Origin of the sequence: Methylobacterium isbiliense (genome assembly GCF_022179325.1) — a bacterium.
In the GTDB taxonomy this organism is placed as follows: domain Bacteria; phylum Pseudomonadota; class Alphaproteobacteria; order Rhizobiales; family Beijerinckiaceae; genus Methylobacterium; species Methylobacterium isbiliense.
This window is the reverse complement of the sequence record NZ_BPQQ01000041.1, coordinates 34,623-50,975: the sequence shown is the minus strand read 5'-3', so window position 1 is coordinate 50,975 and position 16,353 is coordinate 34,623. Positions and strand designations below refer to the sequence as shown.

Genomic DNA, 16,353 nt, shown 5'->3' with positions numbered 1-16,353 from the left:
GCGGATGCGGGGATCTCTCCTGAGCTGGCAGGCCTGGGCGCTCGCCTCGGCCGCCTTCGCGGCGCTGACCGCGATCTTCGCCAAGGTCGGGGGCGACGGGGTCGGCGCCGATTTCGCCACCTTCGTGCGCACGCTGGTGATCGTCGTGGTGCTGGGGGCGCTGCTGACGGCCGGCGGCCGGTGGCAGGCGCCCGGCACGGTCCCGGGCCGGTCCTGGCTGTTCCTGGTCCTCTCGGGGCTCGCGACCGGCGGCTCGTGGCTGTGCTATGCCCGGGCGCTCACGCTCGGCGAGGCGGCCCGCGTGGCCCCGCTCGACAAGCTCAGCGTGGTCCTGGTCGCGGTGTTCGGGGTCCTGTTCCTCGGCGAGCGGCTCTCCGGCCTCAACTGGCTCGGCATCGGGCTGATCGCGCTCGGGGCCGTGCTCGTCGCCGTGAAGGGCTGATCACCGCTGCACGAAGCCCGCCGCCATGTTGACCGCGAGCGCCAGCACGCTGGTGTTGAAGAAGTAGGCGTAGACCGTCTGCACGGTGGCGACCCGCCGCATGGTCTTGGCGGTGATGTCGGTGTCGGAGGTCTGCGAGGTCGCCCCGATCGTCACCGAGAAGTAGACGAAGTCCCAGAAATCCGGCTCCGGGTCGCCGTTGAAGTCGAGCCCGCCGCGGCTGTGCCCCGCCTCGTCCGCGCCGTAATAGAGATGGGCGTAGTGGATGGCGAAGACCACCTGCACGAAGGCCCAGGCCGCGACCAGGGTCAGCACCGCGAGGGCGATGTGGGGGATGCGGTAGGCACCGTGATCCTGCTGGTCGAACACCAGCATCGCCACCGCCACGCAGCTCGCCGCCGCGGCGAGCAGCGCGAACAGCGACACAACGAGCGCGCTGTCGTCGAGGCGCGAGGCCTCCCGGCGCAGATCCTCGGTCGATTGCCGCACCGTCAGCCGGACGACGAGGGCGATGTAGGCCGCCACGCCGAGGCACCACCCCGCCATCAGCCGCGTCCAGATGGACTCGAAGGGCAGCACGGTGCTCAGCACGAGCACGAGGACGGCCGCGGCCAGCAGCCGCGGCCGCATCCAGAACGCCAGGAGCGGGTTCGTCATCGTCGCCAGGGAAGCGCCCCGCGGGTGCGGGCCGGGACAGGCCTCGAGCCTTAGCATTGTTCCGCCGGGCCGCGACCGGCCCGGCGGCGAAAATGATGCGGGACGCGCAAGATCCGCCGAGCCGGCCTCTGCGCCGGCTCCGGGCCGCGGGGCCTGACGGCGGGCGAACCGCCTCACATCGGCTCGGGACCGCGCCCCATCGCGGCGATGCCGGTGCGGGAGATCTCCACGAGGCCGATGGCCGACATCAGCTTGACGAAGCGGTCGATCTCCTCGGTCGAGCCGGTCAGCTCGAACACGAAGGAGGTGAGCGTCGCATCGAGCGTGCGCGCCCCGAAGGCGGCGGCGAGCCGCATCGCCTCGACGCGGTGCTCGCCCCGGCCCGCCACCTTCACGAGGCACAGCTCGCGCTCCAGCGAATCGCCCTGCAGCGTCAGGTCGACGACCCGGTGCACCGGCACCAGCCGGTCGAGCTGCGCCTTGATCTGGTCGATCACCGCGTTCGTGCCCGCGGTGACGATGGTGATGCGCGAGAGGTGCCGCGCGTGCTCGGTCTCGGAGACGGTCAGGCTCTCGATGTTGTAGCCGCGGCCGGAAAACAGCCCGGCGATGCGCGCGAGGACGCCGGGCTCGTTGTCGACGATCACCGCGAGCGTGTGCCGGTTGACCGGCTCGACCCGGACGGGATCGGGGTAGTGCGTGTTCATGGCGTTCATCGTATCCCCCGAGCCCTCACACCAGGACCTTGCCTTCCTCGCCGATCACCGAACCGAGCTCCGCCCCGGTCTCGCCCAGGTAGTCCGACAGCAGCATCTCGTTGTGCGCCTTGCCGGAGGGGATCATCGGGAAGCAGTTCTCGGTCTTGTCGACGATGCAATCGAAGATCACCGGGCCGTCGTAGTCCAGCATCTCCTGGATCGCCGCGTCGAGGTCGCCCGGCTTCTCGCAGCGGATCCCCTTGGCGCCGTAGGCCTCGGCGAGCTTCACGAAGTCCGGCAGGCTCTCCGAGTAGCTCTGGGAGTAGCGCGAGCCGTGCAGCAGCTCCTGCCACTGCCGCACCATGCCCATGTACTCGTTGTTGAGGATGAAGATCTTGACCGGCAGGCGGTACTGCACGGCAGTCGACATCTCCTGCATGTTCATCAGGATCGAGGCCTCGCCCGCGATGTCGATCACCAGCGCGCCCGGATGGGCGAGCTGCGCGCCGATCGCCGCCGGCAGGCCGTAGCCCATCGTGCCGAGGCCGCCGGACGTCATCCAGCGGTTCGGCTCCTCGAACTTGTAGTACTGGGCCGCCCACATCTGGTGCTGGCCGACCTCCGTGGTGACGTAGGTCTCGCGGGCCTTGGTCGCCTCGTAGAGGCGCTGCACCGCGTATTGCGGCTTGATGGTGGTGCCGGACGGCCAGTAGCCGAGGCACTCGCGCGCCTTCCAGCCGGTGATCTTCGACAGCCATTCGGTGAGCCGCGCGGTGTCCGGCTCGGGCGTCAGCGCCCGCCACTCCCGCAGCATCTCGGCGAGCACCGAGGCGCAGTCGCCCAGGATGCCGATATCGGCCTTGACGGTCTTGTTGATCGAGGAGGCGTCGATGTCGACGTGGATCTTCTTGGAGAAGGGCGAGAAGGCGTCGAGCCGGCCGGTGATGCGGTCGTCGAACCGCGCCCCGATGCAGACCATCACGTCGCATTCGTGCATCGCGAGGTTCGCCTCGTAGGTCCCGTGCATGCCGAGCATGCCGAGGAACTGCGGGTCCGAGCCCGGATAGGCCCCGAGGCCCATCAGCGTCGAGGTGACCGGGAAGCCGGTGGCGCGGGCGAGCTCCCGCAGCAGCCGCGCGGCCTCCGGCCCCGAGTTGATGACGCCGCCGCCGGTGTAGAAGACCGGGCGCCGGGCGCCGGCCATCAGGGCCACCGCCGCCCGGATCTTGTCGGGGTCGCCGTGGATGGTCGGCCGGTAGGTCTTGTGGGCGTTCTCCACCGGGCGCCGGTAAAGGCCGCTGGCGAACTGCACGTCCTTGGGCAGGTCGATGACGACGGGGCCGGGCCGCCCGTGCGAGGCGACGTAGAAGGCCTCGTGCAGGATGCGCGGCAGGTCGTCGATCGACTTCACGAGGTAGTTGTGCTTCGTGCAGCTGCGCGTGATGCCGACCGTGTCGCATTCCTGGAACGCGTCGGAGCCGATCAGGTGGGTCGGCACCTGGCCGGTGATGCAGACGAGCGGGATCGAGTCGAGCAGCGCGTCGGTGAGGCCCGTGACGATGTTGGTGGCGCCGGGCCCCGAGGTCACGAGGACGCAGCCGACCTTGCCGGACGAGCGGGCATAGCCCTCGGCGGCGTGCACCGCCCCCTGCTCGTGGCGCACCAGGATGTGCCGGACGCTCTCCTGGTGGAACAGGGCGTCGTAGATCGGCAGCACCGCCCCGCCCGGATAGCCGAACAGCGTGTCGACGCCCTGATCCTGCAGCGCCCGGATCACCATCTCGGCGCCGGTCATCACCTCGCCCGCACTCATCGCCTGCTCCCTTCCCTGTCCCTGTCCGCCGCGCCGGGTCCGTTCGGGCAATAAAAAAGGGCCCCGAAGGACCCTGCATGCGCCACCGAGGGGCTCACGAGCTGTCTCAAGCCCGCCCCGTCCGTGGCGCCTCCCTTACAATAAGACCCGCGCGCATGTCGCGATGCACCTGCCCTTGGAAAAGTGGCGCGGACCGTACGCGGGCGGGGGCACCCGGTCAACCGGTTTCGATGGCGGATGCTTCGACTTTCGGGGCAAGGGGAGGCGGCCGCGTTTGGAAATCCCGGCCGGGCGCCTATCTGGCGCGCGAGGACGTCGCGCCGGACCGGCGCGAAGGACGGGGCGGGATCGGGGGCGTGATGGCGGGGGCGACGGCCTATCTGGTGGTCGATGTGGCCGGCACGGCCTGCGCGGTGCCGGGCGCGGCCGTGGACGAGATCCTGCCCCTGCCCCGCCTGTGGCGCCCGCCCGGCGGGCCGGCGGCGCTCGCAGGCTTCTTCGACCTCGGCGGCCAAGCGGTGCCGGTGCTCGACCTCGCGGTGCTGTTCGGCCTCGCGCGGCCCGCCCAGGCACGCCGGATGGTCTACCGCCACCTCCTCCTGATGGCCGGGCCGATGCCGCTTGCGCTCCTCGTCGACCGGGCCGCCGACCTCGTGCGCGTGCCGCCCGAGGCCGTGACGCCGGTGCTGGACGGGGCCACGCTGAACGGCTGCGTCGCCCACGAGATCCGCCTCGGCGAGCGTCTGCTGCACGGCCTGAGCCCGGAGCGGATCCTGCTCGCCGAGGAGCGCGCGCGCCTCGATGCCCAGACCCGTGCGGCCCAGGCGCGCCTCGCCGAGTGGGCGGCATGAGGCGGACGGGATCTGCGGCGTGAGACCGGCCTCCGCCGCCCCGATCCACGACCCGGCCTTCGCGGCGCTGAAGGCGGCGGTCGTCGCGCGCACGGGCCACCACTACTATGCCGACAAGGACGACCTGCTCTGGGAGCGGCTGCGCGCCCGCCTGCGGGCCGCCGCGGCGCCGGACGCCGCCGCCTACCTCGCCCGGCTCGGAGAGTCGGAGGAGGAGTGGGCGGCGCTCGAAGCCGAGATCACCATCGGCGAGACCTTCTTCTTCCGCTACGCGGAGCAGTTCGCCGCCCTGCGCTCGACGATCCTGCCCGAGCGGATCGCCGCCCGGTCGCCGGAGAAGCGCCTGCGCCTGTGGAGCGCGGCCTGCTCCACAGGCCCCGAAACCTACTCGCTCGCCATCCTGCTGCACGAACTCCTGGGCGAGCGGCTGCCGGACTGGCGCCTCTCGCTCACCGGCACCGACATCAACCGCGACGTGCTGGCGGTGGCGCGCCGGGCCGAGTACGGCGCCTGGGCGCTGCGCAGCCTCCCGGCCGAGGAGCGGGCGCGCTACTTCCGCCGCGGCGCGCGCGAGAACACCTGGGTGCTGCGCCCCGAATACCGCGGGCTCGCCCGGTTCGAGCCGCAGAACCTGCTCCACCTCGTGGACGGCACCGCCTCGCTGGCGCTCACCGACTACGACGTCATCCTGTGCCGCAACGTGCTGATCTACTTCCACCCCGACACCGTCACGGCGGTGGTCCGCGCGCTCGCCGCCCGCCTGCGGCCCGGGGGCTGGCTGCTGCTCGGCCACGCGGAGCCGAACCCCTCCTTCTCGGAGATCCTCGACCCCGTGAGCCTGCCCGGCACCGCCGCCTATCGCCGGCCGCCGGAGGAGCGGGAGCGGCCCCCGGTCCCGCCCGCCGCGCCGGAGCCGGTCGCCACGCCTGCGCGTCCGGCCCGCCACGTGCCCGTCCGGACGCCGCGCCCGCAGGAGCCTCCCCTTGCGCGTCCCCTGGCGCGTCCGCTCGCGGGTCCGTCGACCCGCCCGCCGGCGCCCGCCCCCGCCGCCTCGGCGTCCGACACGCCGCTCGCCGCGGTGCGCCGCCTCGCCGATGCGGGCGACCTCGATGCGAGCTGGCAGGCCTGCCGCGCCGCGCTCCAGGCCGATCCCACCGATGCGACGCTGCGCCTCTACGAAGGGCTGCTCGCCCGCGCCCGCGCCCGGCCGGAGGAGGCCGAGCGCGCCTTCCGCGGCGCGATCTACCTCGATAAAGGCTTCGTCATGGCCCACTACCATCTCGGTCTGACGCTGATCGCCGCCGGCCGCCGCGAGGCCGGCTGCCGCGCGCTGGCGAACGCGCTGCGGCTCGCCGCCGGCCTGCCGGCGGAGGCCGGCCTGCCCGAGGGCGACGGATTGACTCCCGGCGACCTTGCCGAGGCCGCCCGGCCCTTCCTCGGGGGCGGCGCCCCGTGACGGCTCCCGGTCCGGCGGCAGGCGCCCAGGACGGCCCTGCTCACGAGATCCTGGCCGACGAGGTGCTGAGCCCGGCCCGGATCGCGGCGCTGCTCGACGCGCGCAGCCGCCGCCTCGCCGCGCGCGGGCAGGCGCTGCCCGAGACCCGCGCACGCCTGCGTACCCTCGTCTGCCAGGCCGGGGCGGAGCGGTTCGGCCTGCCGGTCGAGGCGGTGGCCGAGGTGGCGCCCTTTCGGCCCTGCACGCCGGTGCCGGGGGCGCCGCCGGCGCTCCTCGGCCTCTCGGGCCGCGGCGGCGTGCTCCTCAGCGTGCTCGACCTCGCGGCGGCGCTCGGCCTCGGCGCCGAGACCCCGGAGGACGGGCGCTGGCACCTCGTGGTGCTGCGCCGCGAGACCCCGCGCATCGGCCTGCGCGTCGAGCGGGCGCTGGCGGTGGTCGACGCCCTGGTGGACGAACCTTCGGGCGACCGCCCGGTGTCCGGCCGCGCCCGGGCCGGGGCCGACGACCCGCAGGGCTTCCCCCTGGTGAACCTCCCTGCCCTGCTGCGGCCGTTCCTCGGCGCGCGGCAGCCCGCCTGACCCTTCCATCTCGGAGCGTGAGACCAGCGTGTCGATCTCGATCGGGAACCGCATCCTCCTCGGCTTCACCGCCGTCATCCTGGTGATCGTGGCGCTCGGCATCTACGCCCTGGCGCAGATCGGCGACGTGCGCCGCTCCACCGACATCATCGTCACCCGCGACCTCGTGGTCATGCGTCAGCTCGACACCATCCGCGAGGCCCAGCGCCGGATGAGCGACCTGCGGGACGAGGCCACCACGCGCTACTTCCTGCGGGCGCTCAACCGGGAGGTCCCGCCCAAGGAGGAGCCGGCCGTGACCTGGCGCCAGGCCGCGGCGGCGACCGAGACGGCGCTCGCCGGCACCATCGCCAGCACGGCCGAGTTCCGCGCCCAGTCGCTCTCCGCCGACCGGGCCGCCGCGTGGCAGCAGATGAGCGAGATCCTGACGGCGGCGAGCGTGGAGCTGCGCAGCATCCGCACCCTCACCGAGCGCCAGTTCGAGGCCCTGGGATCCTCGGATCTCGCGACGATCCAGTCGGCCGAGACCGCCCTCGACCAGGCGCAGGAGAACTTCGTGCGCGCCATGGCGCAGGCCCGCGACGCGCTCGGGACCGTGATCGCGGTGGGCCAGCGGCGGGTCGGCGACATCTACGAGGAGAGCCGCATCTCCACCATCGCGGCGCTCGCCACCTGCGTGGTGATGGCGCTCGTGATCACGTGGCTGATCCGCCGCGCGGTGGCGACCCCGCTCGAGGCCGTGATGGCCTTCGTCGCGCGGGTCGGCGAGGGCGACCTCTCGGGCCGGCTTGCCGAGACCAGCCGCGACGAGTTCGGCCGGCTCGGGGTGGTGCTGAACCAGATGGTGGAGGGGCTGCGTCAGCTCGCCAGCCAGAACCGCAGCGCCACCGCCAACCTCAACGCCGCCGCCGCCGAGATCCGCGCCTCCGCCCAGGAGCAGGCCGCGAGCGTCGAGGAGCAGTTCGCCGCCGTGCAGGAGACCGCCGCCACCGTCGACGAGATCACCCATGCGGGGGCCCAGATCGGCAAGCGCGCCCAGGAGGTGATCGCCACCGCCCAGGCCACCGCCCAGACCTCGCAGGCGGGCCTGCGCGCCGTCGACGAGACCGCCCGCGCCATGGACGCGATCCGCGAGCAGAGCGAGGCCGTGGCCGGCAACATCGTGGCGCTCAGCGAGAAGACGCAGGCCATCGGCGAGATCATCGCGACGGTCAACGACGTTTCGGAGCGCACGCATCTCCTCGCGCTCAACGCCGCCATCGAGGCGGCGGCGGCGGGCGAGTCCGGCCGCAGCTTCGCGGTGGTGGCGAGCGAGATGAAGGCGCTGGCCGACCAGGCCAAGGAGGCGACCGTGCAGGTGCGCGCGCTGCTCGGCGACATCCAGCGCGGCATCAACGCCTCGGTGATGCTGACCGAGGAGGCGGTCAAGCGCGTGGCGCTCGGCAAGGAGCGCTCGGACACCACCCATGCGACGATCGAGGAGATCACCGCCCGGGTGCAGGAGAGCGTCCAGACCTTCCAGCAGATCGTCGCCTCGACCAACCAGCAGCAGCTCGGCATCGAGCAGGTGATGGGCGCCCTCCAGAACATCCGGCAGGCGAGCCAGCAGACGGCGGCCGGCACCCGGCAGGTCGAGACCGCGGCGGCCAACCTCAGCGAACTCGCGACCGCCCTCACCGCGCTCGCCGAGCGCTACCGGCTCTAGGGCGGCCCGGGGAGCCCGCCCGATGGACATCCGCGCCATGCTGCTCGCGGCCTTCGAGGCCGAGCACCGGGAGCATCTCGGCGCCATCCGGGCGGCGCTCGCCGCCGCGCGGGCCGGCGCCGCGCCGGACTGGAACGACGTCTTCCGCCGCGCCCACAGCCTGAAGGGCGCGGCGCGCGCCGTCGACCTGCCGGCGGTGGAAGACATCGCCCACCGCCTGGAAACCCTGTTCGACCGCATCGTGGAGGGCGCCCAGCCCCTCGACCGGGCGGCCGAGGCTGCCGTGACGCTCGCCCTCGACCGCATCGAGGGGATGGTGGCGGCGCTCGCGGAGGTGCCCGAGCCGGCCCTGCCGCAGGACGCTGCCGCGGCCCTCGACCGCTGCCTGTCGGGGAGCCCGGCGGCCGCGCAGCCCTCGGCCGAGACCGCACCTGCGCAGCGGCCCGCCGCGGCGCCCCGCCCGGCTGCCACGGAGGTCACGCCCGCGCCGCGGCCAGCCGAGGCGCCACACCCCCCTTCTGCCGAGACCGTGCCCGCGCCGCGGCCGGCCGAGGCGCCCCGCGCCGAGCCCGCCGAGGCCGCGCCCGCGGTGCTGCGCGTGGCGGGCGAGGATGTGGACCGCCTCTCGCGGGCGGTGCACGACCTCTCCCTCGCCCTGCAGAGCCAGGACGAGATCGGCGGGGCGGTGGCGGCGCTGGAGAGCGGCGGACGGGCGCTGCGGCGCACCGCCGACGCCCTGCGCGAGCGGGCCGGCGAGGTCTCGACCCTGTCGCGCCGCCTGCGCGAGGCGGGCGATCCGGGGGCGGCCGCCCTCGACGCCGCCCTCGACCTGCTGCGCCGCCTCGACGGCGAGGTGCGGGCGATGGTGCGCGGCGCCTCCGGCCTCGCCCGCACGCAGCACCGCGCCGCCGGCACGGTCGAGGTCGCGGTGCGGCGCCTGCGCGAGGATGCCGACCGCCTCCTCCTCGTGCCCGCCGAGACGGTCTTCGGCGGCTACGGGCGCATGGTGCGCGAGATCGCCCGCGAGGCCGGGCTGCCGGTGGAGGTGCGGCTGGAGGGCCTCGATCGGCCCGTCGACCGGGTCCTGCTCCAGGCCCTCAAGGATCCGGTCCTGCACCTGATGCGCAATGCGGTGAGCCACGGGGCGGAGCCGCCGGAGGCGCGGCGCGCGCGCGGCAAGCCGGAGGCGCTCACCATCACCCTGTCGGTGAGCCTGCGCGGCGGCGACCTCGTGCTCTCCGTGCGCGACGACGGGCGCGGCCCCGACATCCCGCGCATCGTCGAGACCGCCCGCCGCCAGGGCCTGATCCCGCCGGAGGCCCGCCCGAGCACCCGCGAGGCCCTGCGCCTCGTCTTCGCGCCGGGCTTTTCCACCGCCGAGCGGGTCGACCGGCTCGCGGGCCGCGGCGTCGGACTCTCGGTGGTCGCAGAGGCGGTCGCCGCCTTGCGGGGGCGGGCGCGGCTGCGGCGGGCCGAGCCCTGGGGCGCGGAGGTGATCGTCACGGTGCCGGTCTCGGCGGCGCGCCGTCCGCTCCTCCTCGTCGAGGCGGCGGGCCGGATCTACGCCCTGCCGGGCAGCGCGACCGCGCGCCTGCTGCGCCTCGCCCCGTCCGACCTCGTCCCGGTCTCCGGGCTGCCCCACGCCCGGGTCGCCCTCGACGGGCGCGAGGTCAGCGTCCCGGTGGTGCCGCTCGCCGCCCTGCTGGGCGGCCCCGCGGCGCTGCCGGTCGAGGACGGGCGCGTGCGCGCCGTGCTGGTGCGCAATGGGGCCGACCTCTGCGCGGTCGCGGTCGACCGGCTCCTCGACGTGCGCCCGAGCCTCGTCGGTCCCCCGCCGCCGATCGGGGGCGATCCCGGCCTCGTCTCCGGCACGGTCCTGCTCGCCGACGAGAGCCCCGCCCTCGTGCTGGATCCGGCCGGCCTCGTCGCCCGCTCGGCGGAGGCGGGCGGGCGGCTTGCCGCCCTTCCGGCGCCGGCGGCCCGCAGCGCCCGCCGGCGCACGCCCACGATCCTCGTCGTCGACGATTCGATCACCACCCGGACGCTGGAGAAGAGCATCCTGGAGGCCGAGGGCTACCGGGTCTTCGTCTGCGTCGACGGCCAGGACGGCCTCGACCGGCTGCGCCGCGACGGGGCGCAGGTCGACCTCGTGGTGGCCGACGTGGAGATGCCGCGCCTCGACGGCTTCGGGCTGTTGCGGGCGATCAAGGAGGATCCCGACTTGACGCGCCTGCCGGTGATCCTGATGACCTCCCGCGGCGACCCCGCGGACATCCGTCGCGGTCTCGATCTCGGCGCCGACGCCTACATCACCAAGCAGAAGTTCGATCAGCGCGAACTCCTCGACACGATCGGTCAGTTGCTGTGAGCCCCCTCGCCCGCCCCTCCGTCCCGTCCCGGCGGTCCCTCGACGCCGCCGGCCGCCCCGGCACCGCGGCCCGGCCCGCCTCGCGCCGCCGGCGGGAGGCGGGCCGGTGAGCGCGCCCATCCGCGTCATGCTGGTCGAGGATTCCCTGGTGGTGCGCCAGCTCCTCGCCCATATCGTGAGCCGCGATCCGCGCCTCGCCCTCGTGGCCGCGGTCTCCTCCGGCGAGGAGGCGCTGCGGGAGATCCACCGGGTGCAGCCCGACGTGATCTCGATGGACATCCGCCTGCCGGGCATCGACGGGCTGGAGACCACCCGGCGGATCATGGCCGAGCGGCCGACCCCGATCGTGGTGATCGCGGATGCGGTGGAGGACGCCTCCCTCAAGATCTCGATGAACGCCCTGCGGGCGGGCGCGCTCAGCGTGGTGGAGAAGCCGGTCGGCACCGGGCACCGGGCCTACGAGGCGGTCTCGGACGAGATCTGCACGCAGCTGCGGATCATGAGCGCGGTGCCGGTGATCCGCCGCCGGGCGATCGGGGCGGAGCGCGCGCGGCCCGTCCCGCTCCCCGACCTGCCGGCGCGCGACGAGGCGGGCGTGCTGCCGACCCTGGTGGCGGTGGCGGCCTCGACGGGCGGACCGCCCGCCTTCGCGCGGCTCATCGGCGCCCTGCCGGCCGACTTCCCGGCGCCGATCCTCCTCGTGCAGCATATGGGCGCCGCCTTCATGGACGGGTTCGCCGCGTGGCTGAACGGCGTGGTGCCGCTCGCGGTCGAGATCGCCCGCGACGGGGTGCGCCCCCTGCCCGGCCACGTCTACGTCGCGCCCGGCGACCGGCACCTCGTGCTCGGCAGCGGCGGCCTCATCGCCGTCTCGGACGAGGCGCCGGTGGGCGGCCAGCGCCCCTCCGCCACCGCGCTGTTCCGCTCGGTCGCCCGGGTGGCCGGGCCGCGCGGGCTCGGCATCCTGCTCACCGGCATGGGCGAGGACGGGGCGGCGGGCCTCCTCGACATGCGCATGGCGGGCGCCTTCACGCTGGCCGAGCACGAGAGTTCGGCGGTGGTCTACGGCATGCCGGCGGCGGCGGTGCGCCTGCGGGCCGCCGGGTCGGTGCTGCCCCTCGACCTGATCGCCCCGCGCCTGTTGCGCGCGGTCCAGCCCGGAGGTCCGCGATGAGCGCGCCGGTCCCGGGCATGGCCGGGGCGCTCCCGGACGAGGCCGGCGGGCCCCCGCGCGAGGTCCCGGCCCGGATCCTCCTCGTGGAGGATTCCGAGACGCAGGCCCTGCAATTGCGCCTGCTCCTGGAGGCGAGCGGGTTCGCGGTCACGCGCTGCGCCACCGCCGAGGCCGCGCTCGAAGCCCTGAACCGGGGCGTGCCGGATCTCGTCGTCGCCGATTACCACCTGCCCGGCATCAACGGTGACGAACTCACGCGCCAGATGCGCCTGTCGCTGCGCACGCGCGCGACCCCGGTCCTGATGCTGACGGAGGCCAAGGGCCGCGACCTGGAGCGCCAGGGGCTCGAGAGCGGCGCCGATGCCTACGTGCCGAAATCCGCCGACCGCGACCTCCTGGTGCTGCGCATCCGCGCGCTCCTGCGCGAGCGCGGCGCGGCCGGCCCGCGCGAGGCGGCGCACGGCGCCTTCCGGCGCGCCCGCCTCCTCGTGATCGACGCGAGCGCCAGCGACCGCGCCGCTCTCGCCGGCCTCCTCGCCCAGGAGGGCCACGAGGTCGTGACCGCCGCCGGGCCCGAGGAGGCGCTCGACGCGCTCGGCGCGCCCGGGGCGGCCTTCGACTGCGTCACCGTCGATCTCCTGGCCGCGACCTACGATGCCGTCGCGCTCTGCCGGCGCATCGCGGCCCTGCGCGGCGACGGCGCGGGCGGCTTCTCCCTCGTGGGCATTGGCAGCGCCGGGGCGTCGAGCAAGGACCTGCTGGTCCGCGCCTTCTCGGCGGGGGTCGACGACGTGGTGCCCAAGGGCGCCGAGGGCGAGGTGCTGGCGATCCGGGTGCGCACGCTCGTGCGCCGCAAGCTCCTCGACGAGGACAACCGCCGGGTCGCCGACGAACTGAGCCAGCACGAGCGCGCGGCCGAGCGCGCCCGGGCCGAGGCCGCCGCCGCCGAGGCCAAGGCGGCGCTCGCGGGGGCGCTGGCCCAGGCCAACCACGACCTCGCGGACGCCAACCGGCAGCTCAAGGACGCGCAGGCCAAGCTCGTCCAGGCCGCCAAGATGGCCTCGCTCGGCGAACTCGTCGCCGGCATCGCCCATGAGATCAACAATCCGCTCGCCTTCATCCTCGCCCACCAGGGCACGGTGGAGCGCCTGCTCGGCGAGATCGGCGCCGAGGCGGACGCCCTGTCGGAGCCGGCCCGGCGCGCGCTGGTCAAGGCCCGCGACCGGGCGGGCTCCATGCGGCTCGGCCTCGGGCGCATCCAGGACCTCGTGGTGAACCTGCGCAAGTTCTCGCGCCTCGACGAGGGCGAGATGCGCTCCGTGAACGTGCCGGAGGCGATCGAGACCGTGCTGGCGCTGCTCCAGCACAAGCTCGGCACCCGCATCGCGGTGGAGCGGCGCCTCCACGGCGCCACCGAGATCCACTGCACGCCCGCGCTCCTCAACCAGGTGGTGATGAACGTGATCGGCAACGCCGCCGACGCGATTCCCGGCGAGGGCACGATCACGGTCGAGACCCTGAGCGACGGGGAGAACGACCTCATCCGCATCAGCGACACGGGGCCGGGCGTGCCGGAGCACCTGCGCGAGCGCATCTTCGAGCCGTTCTTCACCACCAAGCCGGTCGGGTCCGGCACGGGACTCGGCCTCGCCATTGCGTACGGCGTGGTTCAGGCGCATAGCGGCGCGATCACCGTCGAGACGGCGCCCGGGGGCGGCGCCTCCTTCGTCATCAGCATTCCGCGGCGGGCCTCGTGACCGTGGGCGGGACGAACGATGGGACGAGCATGGACAGGAGCGCCGCACGGGGCACGATCCTCGCGGTCGACGACGAGCCGGACATCCTGGTCGCGCTCGAAGACCTCCTGGAGGACGAGTACCGGGTTCTCACGGCGAGCCGGCCCGAGGCGGCGCTGGAGATCCTGAAGGCCGAGCCCGACGTGGCGGTGATCGTCTCCGACCAGCGCATGCCGGGCATGACCGGCGACGCGCTGCTCGCCCGCGCCCGCGGCCTGAGCGACGCGCAGACGATCCTGCTCACCGGCTATGCCGACCTCTCGGCCGTGACCTCGGCGCTCAACCGCGGCGGCATTACCGGCTACGTCACCAAGCCCTGGGATGCGGGCCTGCTGCGCGGCGCCGTCCGGGCGGCCTACGAGCGCCACCGCCTCGGGCGCGATCTCGCCACCGAGCGGGCGCTCCTGCGCGGCCTCCTCGACCACGCGGGCGACGCCATCGCGTTCAAGGATGCCGAGGGCCGCTTCGTGCGCCTCAACGCCGCCAAGGCGGCGCGGCTCGGCACCACGGTGGAGGCCTGCCTCGGCCGGCCCGAGAGCGACTTCCTCGACCCCGCGGCCGCGCAGGCCGTCGCGGAGGCCGACCGGGCGGCAATGGCCGGCGGCCAGCGCACCGAGGCCACGGTCTCGGGCGGTCCCGCCGCTGCCCCCACCTGGGCGCAGGTGGTGCGCGTGCCGATCCCCGATCCCGGCGGCGGGACCGGGCACCTCGCCACCATCGAGCGGGACGTCACCGAGCAGAAGACCCTCGAGGCGCGCCTGCGCCAAGCCGACAAGATGCAGGCGCTGGGCACCCTGGCGGGCGGCGTCGCGCACGACTTCAACAACCTGCTCACCGCCATCATGGGCAGCCTCGAACTGGCGCTGCCGAAGGTCGAGGGCGATCCGCGCCTGTCGCGGCTGATGACCAACGCCTTCCACGCCGCCCAGCGCGGCGCGGCGCTGACCAAGCGCCTGCTCAGCTTCAGCCGCCAGCGCGATCTGCAGGCCCGGGTGGTCGACCTCAACCGGGTGATCCGGGGCATGGACGACCTCCTCGGGCGCAGCCTCGGCGGCTTCGTGCAGGTCGAGCACCGCCTGAGCCCCGACCTCTGGCCGGCGCGGGTCGACCCCGAGCAGCTCGAACTCGCGATCCTGAACCTCTGCATCAACGGGCGCGACGCCATGCCGGACGGCGGCGTGGTCTCGCTCGCGACCCGCAACGCCACGGTGGCGGGCAGCCAGGAGCCCGACCTGCCGGACGGGGATTACGCGATCATCGCCATCGAGGACACCGGCACCGGCATTCCCCCGGAGATCCTCGGCCGCGTGTTCGAGCCCTTCTTCACCACCAAGGCGCAGGGACAGGGCACGGGCCTCGGCCTCGCGATGGTGTTCGGGCTCCTGCGGCAATCGGGAGGCACGATCCGCATCGACAGCGAGGTCGGGCGCGGCACCCGGGTCGACCTCTACCTGCCCCGCTCGCACGAGCCGCTCGACGCGGACCAGGCGGCCGGCCCGGACGCGGTGCCCCTGCGCCGCCGCGCGCGGATCCTCGTGGTGGACGACGACCCGCAGGTGCGCCACGTCACGGCCTCGTTCCTCAGCCGCTTCGGGCACGACCCCGTGGAGGTGCCGAGCGCCGAGACGGCGCTCGCCCGGCTCGAAGCCGAGCGCTACGACCTCGTGGTGGCGGACCTCGCGATGCCGGGCATGACCGGCCTCGACCTCGCCGAGCAGGTGCGGGCGCGCTGGCCCGCCCTGCCCTTCCTGATCGTCACCGGCCACGCGGAGGCGGCCCGCATCCCGCCTTCCTACGCGGTCCTGGAAAAGCCCTTCCCCTCGACCGAGATCGGCGCCCGGGTCGCCGTGCTGCTCGCGGAGGCGGACTCGGCGTGAGGCCGCCGCATCGGTCGCACAGAGCGTGTCCGGGCGGGCGGAGGCTCACGCAAGTGGACGGGCGCGTCCCGCCGAGTTCAATCGGCGCGTGCATCGACGTCAGGTCGCGGACACGACTTGGCGCTCGGCGCCTCTGATGGCACCCGTGCTTGCCGTCGTGGATCGTCGGGGCAGGCTAAACATCAAATCGCTTCGAGATGATCTCGCCATCAGGCGGGGATATGCCGGCAGTATTCGGGATGCAATTCTGTAATTTGCCGTGGTGCCGAAGCCACGGTTTCGACCGAATGCCCCGGTTAATCTGACCGCATGTGCATCACAGCGCGCGGTTCTCCGATGAACGTGAGGTGGCAGCCTTTCGAGGTGTCGGGTCGGGTCCGGGCCGACCTCAAGCGGCAGCAGGCCTGCATCCTCTGGTTCACCGGCCTGTCGGGCGCGGGCAAGTCGACGGTGGCCGACCTCGTGGAGACCCGGCTCACCCAAGAGGGACGGCACGCCTACATCCTCGACGGCGACAACCTGCGGCACGGGCTCAACCGGGATCTCGGCTTCACGGATGCGGACCGGGCCGAGAACATGCGCCGCACCGCCGAGGCGGCCCGGCTCCTGGCGGATGCCGGGCTGATCGTGCTGGTCTCGCTGATCTCGCCCTTCCGCCGGGAACGGGCGCTGGCGCGCGCGATCGCCGGTGACATCCCGTTCTTCGAGGTCCATGTCGACGCGCCCCTGGCCGAGTGCGAGCGGCGCGATCCCAAGGGCCTCTACCGCAAGGCGCGCGCGGGCGCGATCCGCCACTTCACCGGCATCGACTCGGCCTACGAGCCGCCGGAGACCCCCGACCTGCGGCTCGACACCGCCGCGACCCCGCCCGGAGCGGCGGCCGAGCAGGTGCTCGCGCTCATCGCCCGGCGGGCGCCCTTCTTCGACGGCGCCTGAGC

13 protein-coding genes are annotated in these 16,353 nt (G+C 74.0%); 10 read left to right on the top strand and 3 right to left on the bottom strand.

All coding sequences use genetic code 11. The annotated features are described in order from the left end of the window. Positions 1-4 precede the first annotated feature (4 nt). The gene (locus MFF61_RS18150; RefSeq protein ID WP_238236723.1) at positions 5-442 is read left to right on the top strand and encodes an EamA family transporter; all 438 of its coding nucleotides are present in this window, start codon (positions 5-7) and stop codon (positions 440-442) included. Here MFF61_RS18150 and MFF61_RS18145 read toward each other — a convergent pair whose 3' ends face one another. The 3 genes from MFF61_RS18145 to MFF61_RS18135 form a co-directional block, all read right to left on the bottom strand. Further along, on the bottom strand, positions 443-1,099 hold the full coding sequence (locus MFF61_RS18145; protein ID WP_238236722.1) for a DUF1345 domain-containing protein: 657 nt from the start codon (positions 1,097-1,099) through the stop codon (positions 443-445). A gap of 173 nt (positions 1,100-1,272) precedes the next feature. Then, the gene (gene ilvN, locus MFF61_RS18140; protein ID WP_238236721.1) at positions 1,273-1,815 is read right to left on the bottom strand and encodes an acetolactate synthase small subunit; all 543 of its coding nucleotides are present in this window, start codon (positions 1,813-1,815) and stop codon (positions 1,273-1,275) included. Positions 1,816-1,831: 16 nt separating this feature from the next. Beyond that, complete coding sequence (locus MFF61_RS18135) at positions 1,832-3,610, bottom strand: acetolactate synthase 3 large subunit (protein ID WP_238236718.1); 1,779 nt, start codon at positions 3,608-3,610, stop codon at positions 1,832-1,834. A gap of 359 nt (positions 3,611-3,969) precedes the next feature. Here MFF61_RS18135 and MFF61_RS18130 point away from each other — a divergent pair, with 359 nt between their 5' ends. The 9 genes from MFF61_RS18130 (at position 3,970) to cysC (ending at position 16,351) form a co-directional block, all read left to right on the top strand. Beyond that, a complete protein-coding gene (locus tag MFF61_RS18130) occupies positions 3,970-4,461 on the top strand; it encodes a chemotaxis protein CheW (RefSeq protein WP_238236717.1) in 492 nt (163 codons plus the stop codon). A gap of 10 nt (positions 4,462-4,471) precedes the next feature. Further along, positions 4,472-5,917, top strand: a complete 1,446-nt coding sequence (locus MFF61_RS18125; RefSeq protein WP_444543594.1) for a CheR family methyltransferase — start codon at positions 4,472-4,474, stop codon at positions 5,915-5,917. After that, positions 5,914-6,495, top strand: coding sequence for a chemotaxis protein CheW (locus MFF61_RS18120; protein WP_238236714.1), 582 nt, complete (start codon positions 5,914-5,916; stop codon positions 6,493-6,495). Before MFF61_RS18125 ends, MFF61_RS18120 begins: the two co-directional genes overlap by 4 nt. 28 nt (positions 6,496-6,523) lie before the next feature. Next, entirely contained in the window at positions 6,524-8,200 is a 1,677-nt protein-coding gene (locus tag MFF61_RS18115) for a methyl-accepting chemotaxis protein (protein ID WP_238236713.1), read from the top strand. Between the two features lie 22 nt (positions 8,201-8,222). Beyond that, complete coding sequence (locus MFF61_RS18110) at positions 8,223-10,568, top strand: hybrid sensor histidine kinase/response regulator (protein ID WP_238236712.1); 2,346 nt, start codon at positions 8,223-8,225, stop codon at positions 10,566-10,568. Between the two features lie 127 nt (positions 10,569-10,695). Beyond that, entirely contained in the window at positions 10,696-11,742 is a 1,047-nt protein-coding gene (gene cheB, locus MFF61_RS18105; protein ID WP_238236758.1) for a chemotaxis-specific protein-glutamate methyltransferase CheB, read from the top strand. Continuing rightward, on the top strand, positions 11,739-13,499 hold the full coding sequence (locus MFF61_RS18100) for a response regulator (protein WP_373324731.1): 1,761 nt from the start codon (positions 11,739-11,741) through the stop codon (positions 13,497-13,499). Before cheB ends, MFF61_RS18100 begins: the two co-directional genes overlap by 4 nt. Before the next feature lie 29 nt (positions 13,500-13,528). Continuing rightward, positions 13,529-15,415 carry a response regulator gene (locus tag MFF61_RS18095; RefSeq protein ID WP_238236711.1) on the top strand — a complete coding sequence of 629 codons (1,887 nt, stop codon included), beginning with the start codon at positions 13,529-13,531 and terminating at the stop codon, positions 15,413-15,415. 309 nt (positions 15,416-15,724) lie between these two features. Further along, positions 15,725-16,351, top strand: coding sequence for an adenylyl-sulfate kinase (gene cysC / locus MFF61_RS18090; protein ID WP_306423401.1), 627 nt, complete (start codon positions 15,725-15,727; stop codon positions 16,349-16,351). The last annotated feature ends 2 nt before the right edge of the window (positions 16,352-16,353 follow it).

What these genes read in the sequence shown, in the direction of transcription:
- cysC (WP_306423401.1), top strand. Translation starts at nt 15,725, where the DNA reads ATGTGCATCACAGCGCGCGGTTCTCCGATGAACGTGAGGTGGCAGCCT.
- MFF61_RS18095 (WP_238236711.1), top strand. Translation starts at nt 13,529, where the DNA reads ATGGACAGGAGCGCCGCACGGGGCACGATCCTCGCGGTCGACGACGAG.
- MFF61_RS18130 (WP_238236717.1), top strand. Translation starts at nt 3,970, where the DNA reads ATGGCGGGGGCGACGGCCTATCTGGTGGTCGATGTGGCCGGCACGGCC.
- cheB (WP_238236758.1), top strand. Translation starts at nt 10,696, where the DNA reads ATGCTGGTCGAGGATTCCCTGGTGGTGCGCCAGCTCCTCGCCCATATC.
- MFF61_RS18100 (WP_373324731.1), top strand. Translation starts at nt 11,739, where the DNA reads ATGAGCGCGCCGGTCCCGGGCATGGCCGGGGCGCTCCCGGACGAGGCC.
- ilvN (WP_238236721.1), bottom strand. Translation starts at nt 1,815, where the DNA reads ATGAACGCCATGAACACGCACTACCCCGATCCCGTCCGGGTCGAGCCG.
- MFF61_RS18135 (WP_238236718.1), bottom strand. Translation starts at nt 3,610, where the DNA reads ATGAGTGCGGGCGAGGTGATGACCGGCGCCGAGATGGTGATCCGGGCG.
- MFF61_RS18110 (WP_238236712.1), top strand. Translation starts at nt 8,223, where the DNA reads ATGGACATCCGCGCCATGCTGCTCGCGGCCTTCGAGGCCGAGCACCGG.
- MFF61_RS18145 (WP_238236722.1), bottom strand. Translation starts at nt 1,099, where the DNA reads ATGACGAACCCGCTCCTGGCGTTCTGGATGCGGCCGCGGCTGCTGGCC.
- MFF61_RS18150 (WP_238236723.1), top strand. Translation starts at nt 5, where the DNA reads ATGCGGGGATCTCTCCTGAGCTGGCAGGCCTGGGCGCTCGCCTCGGCC.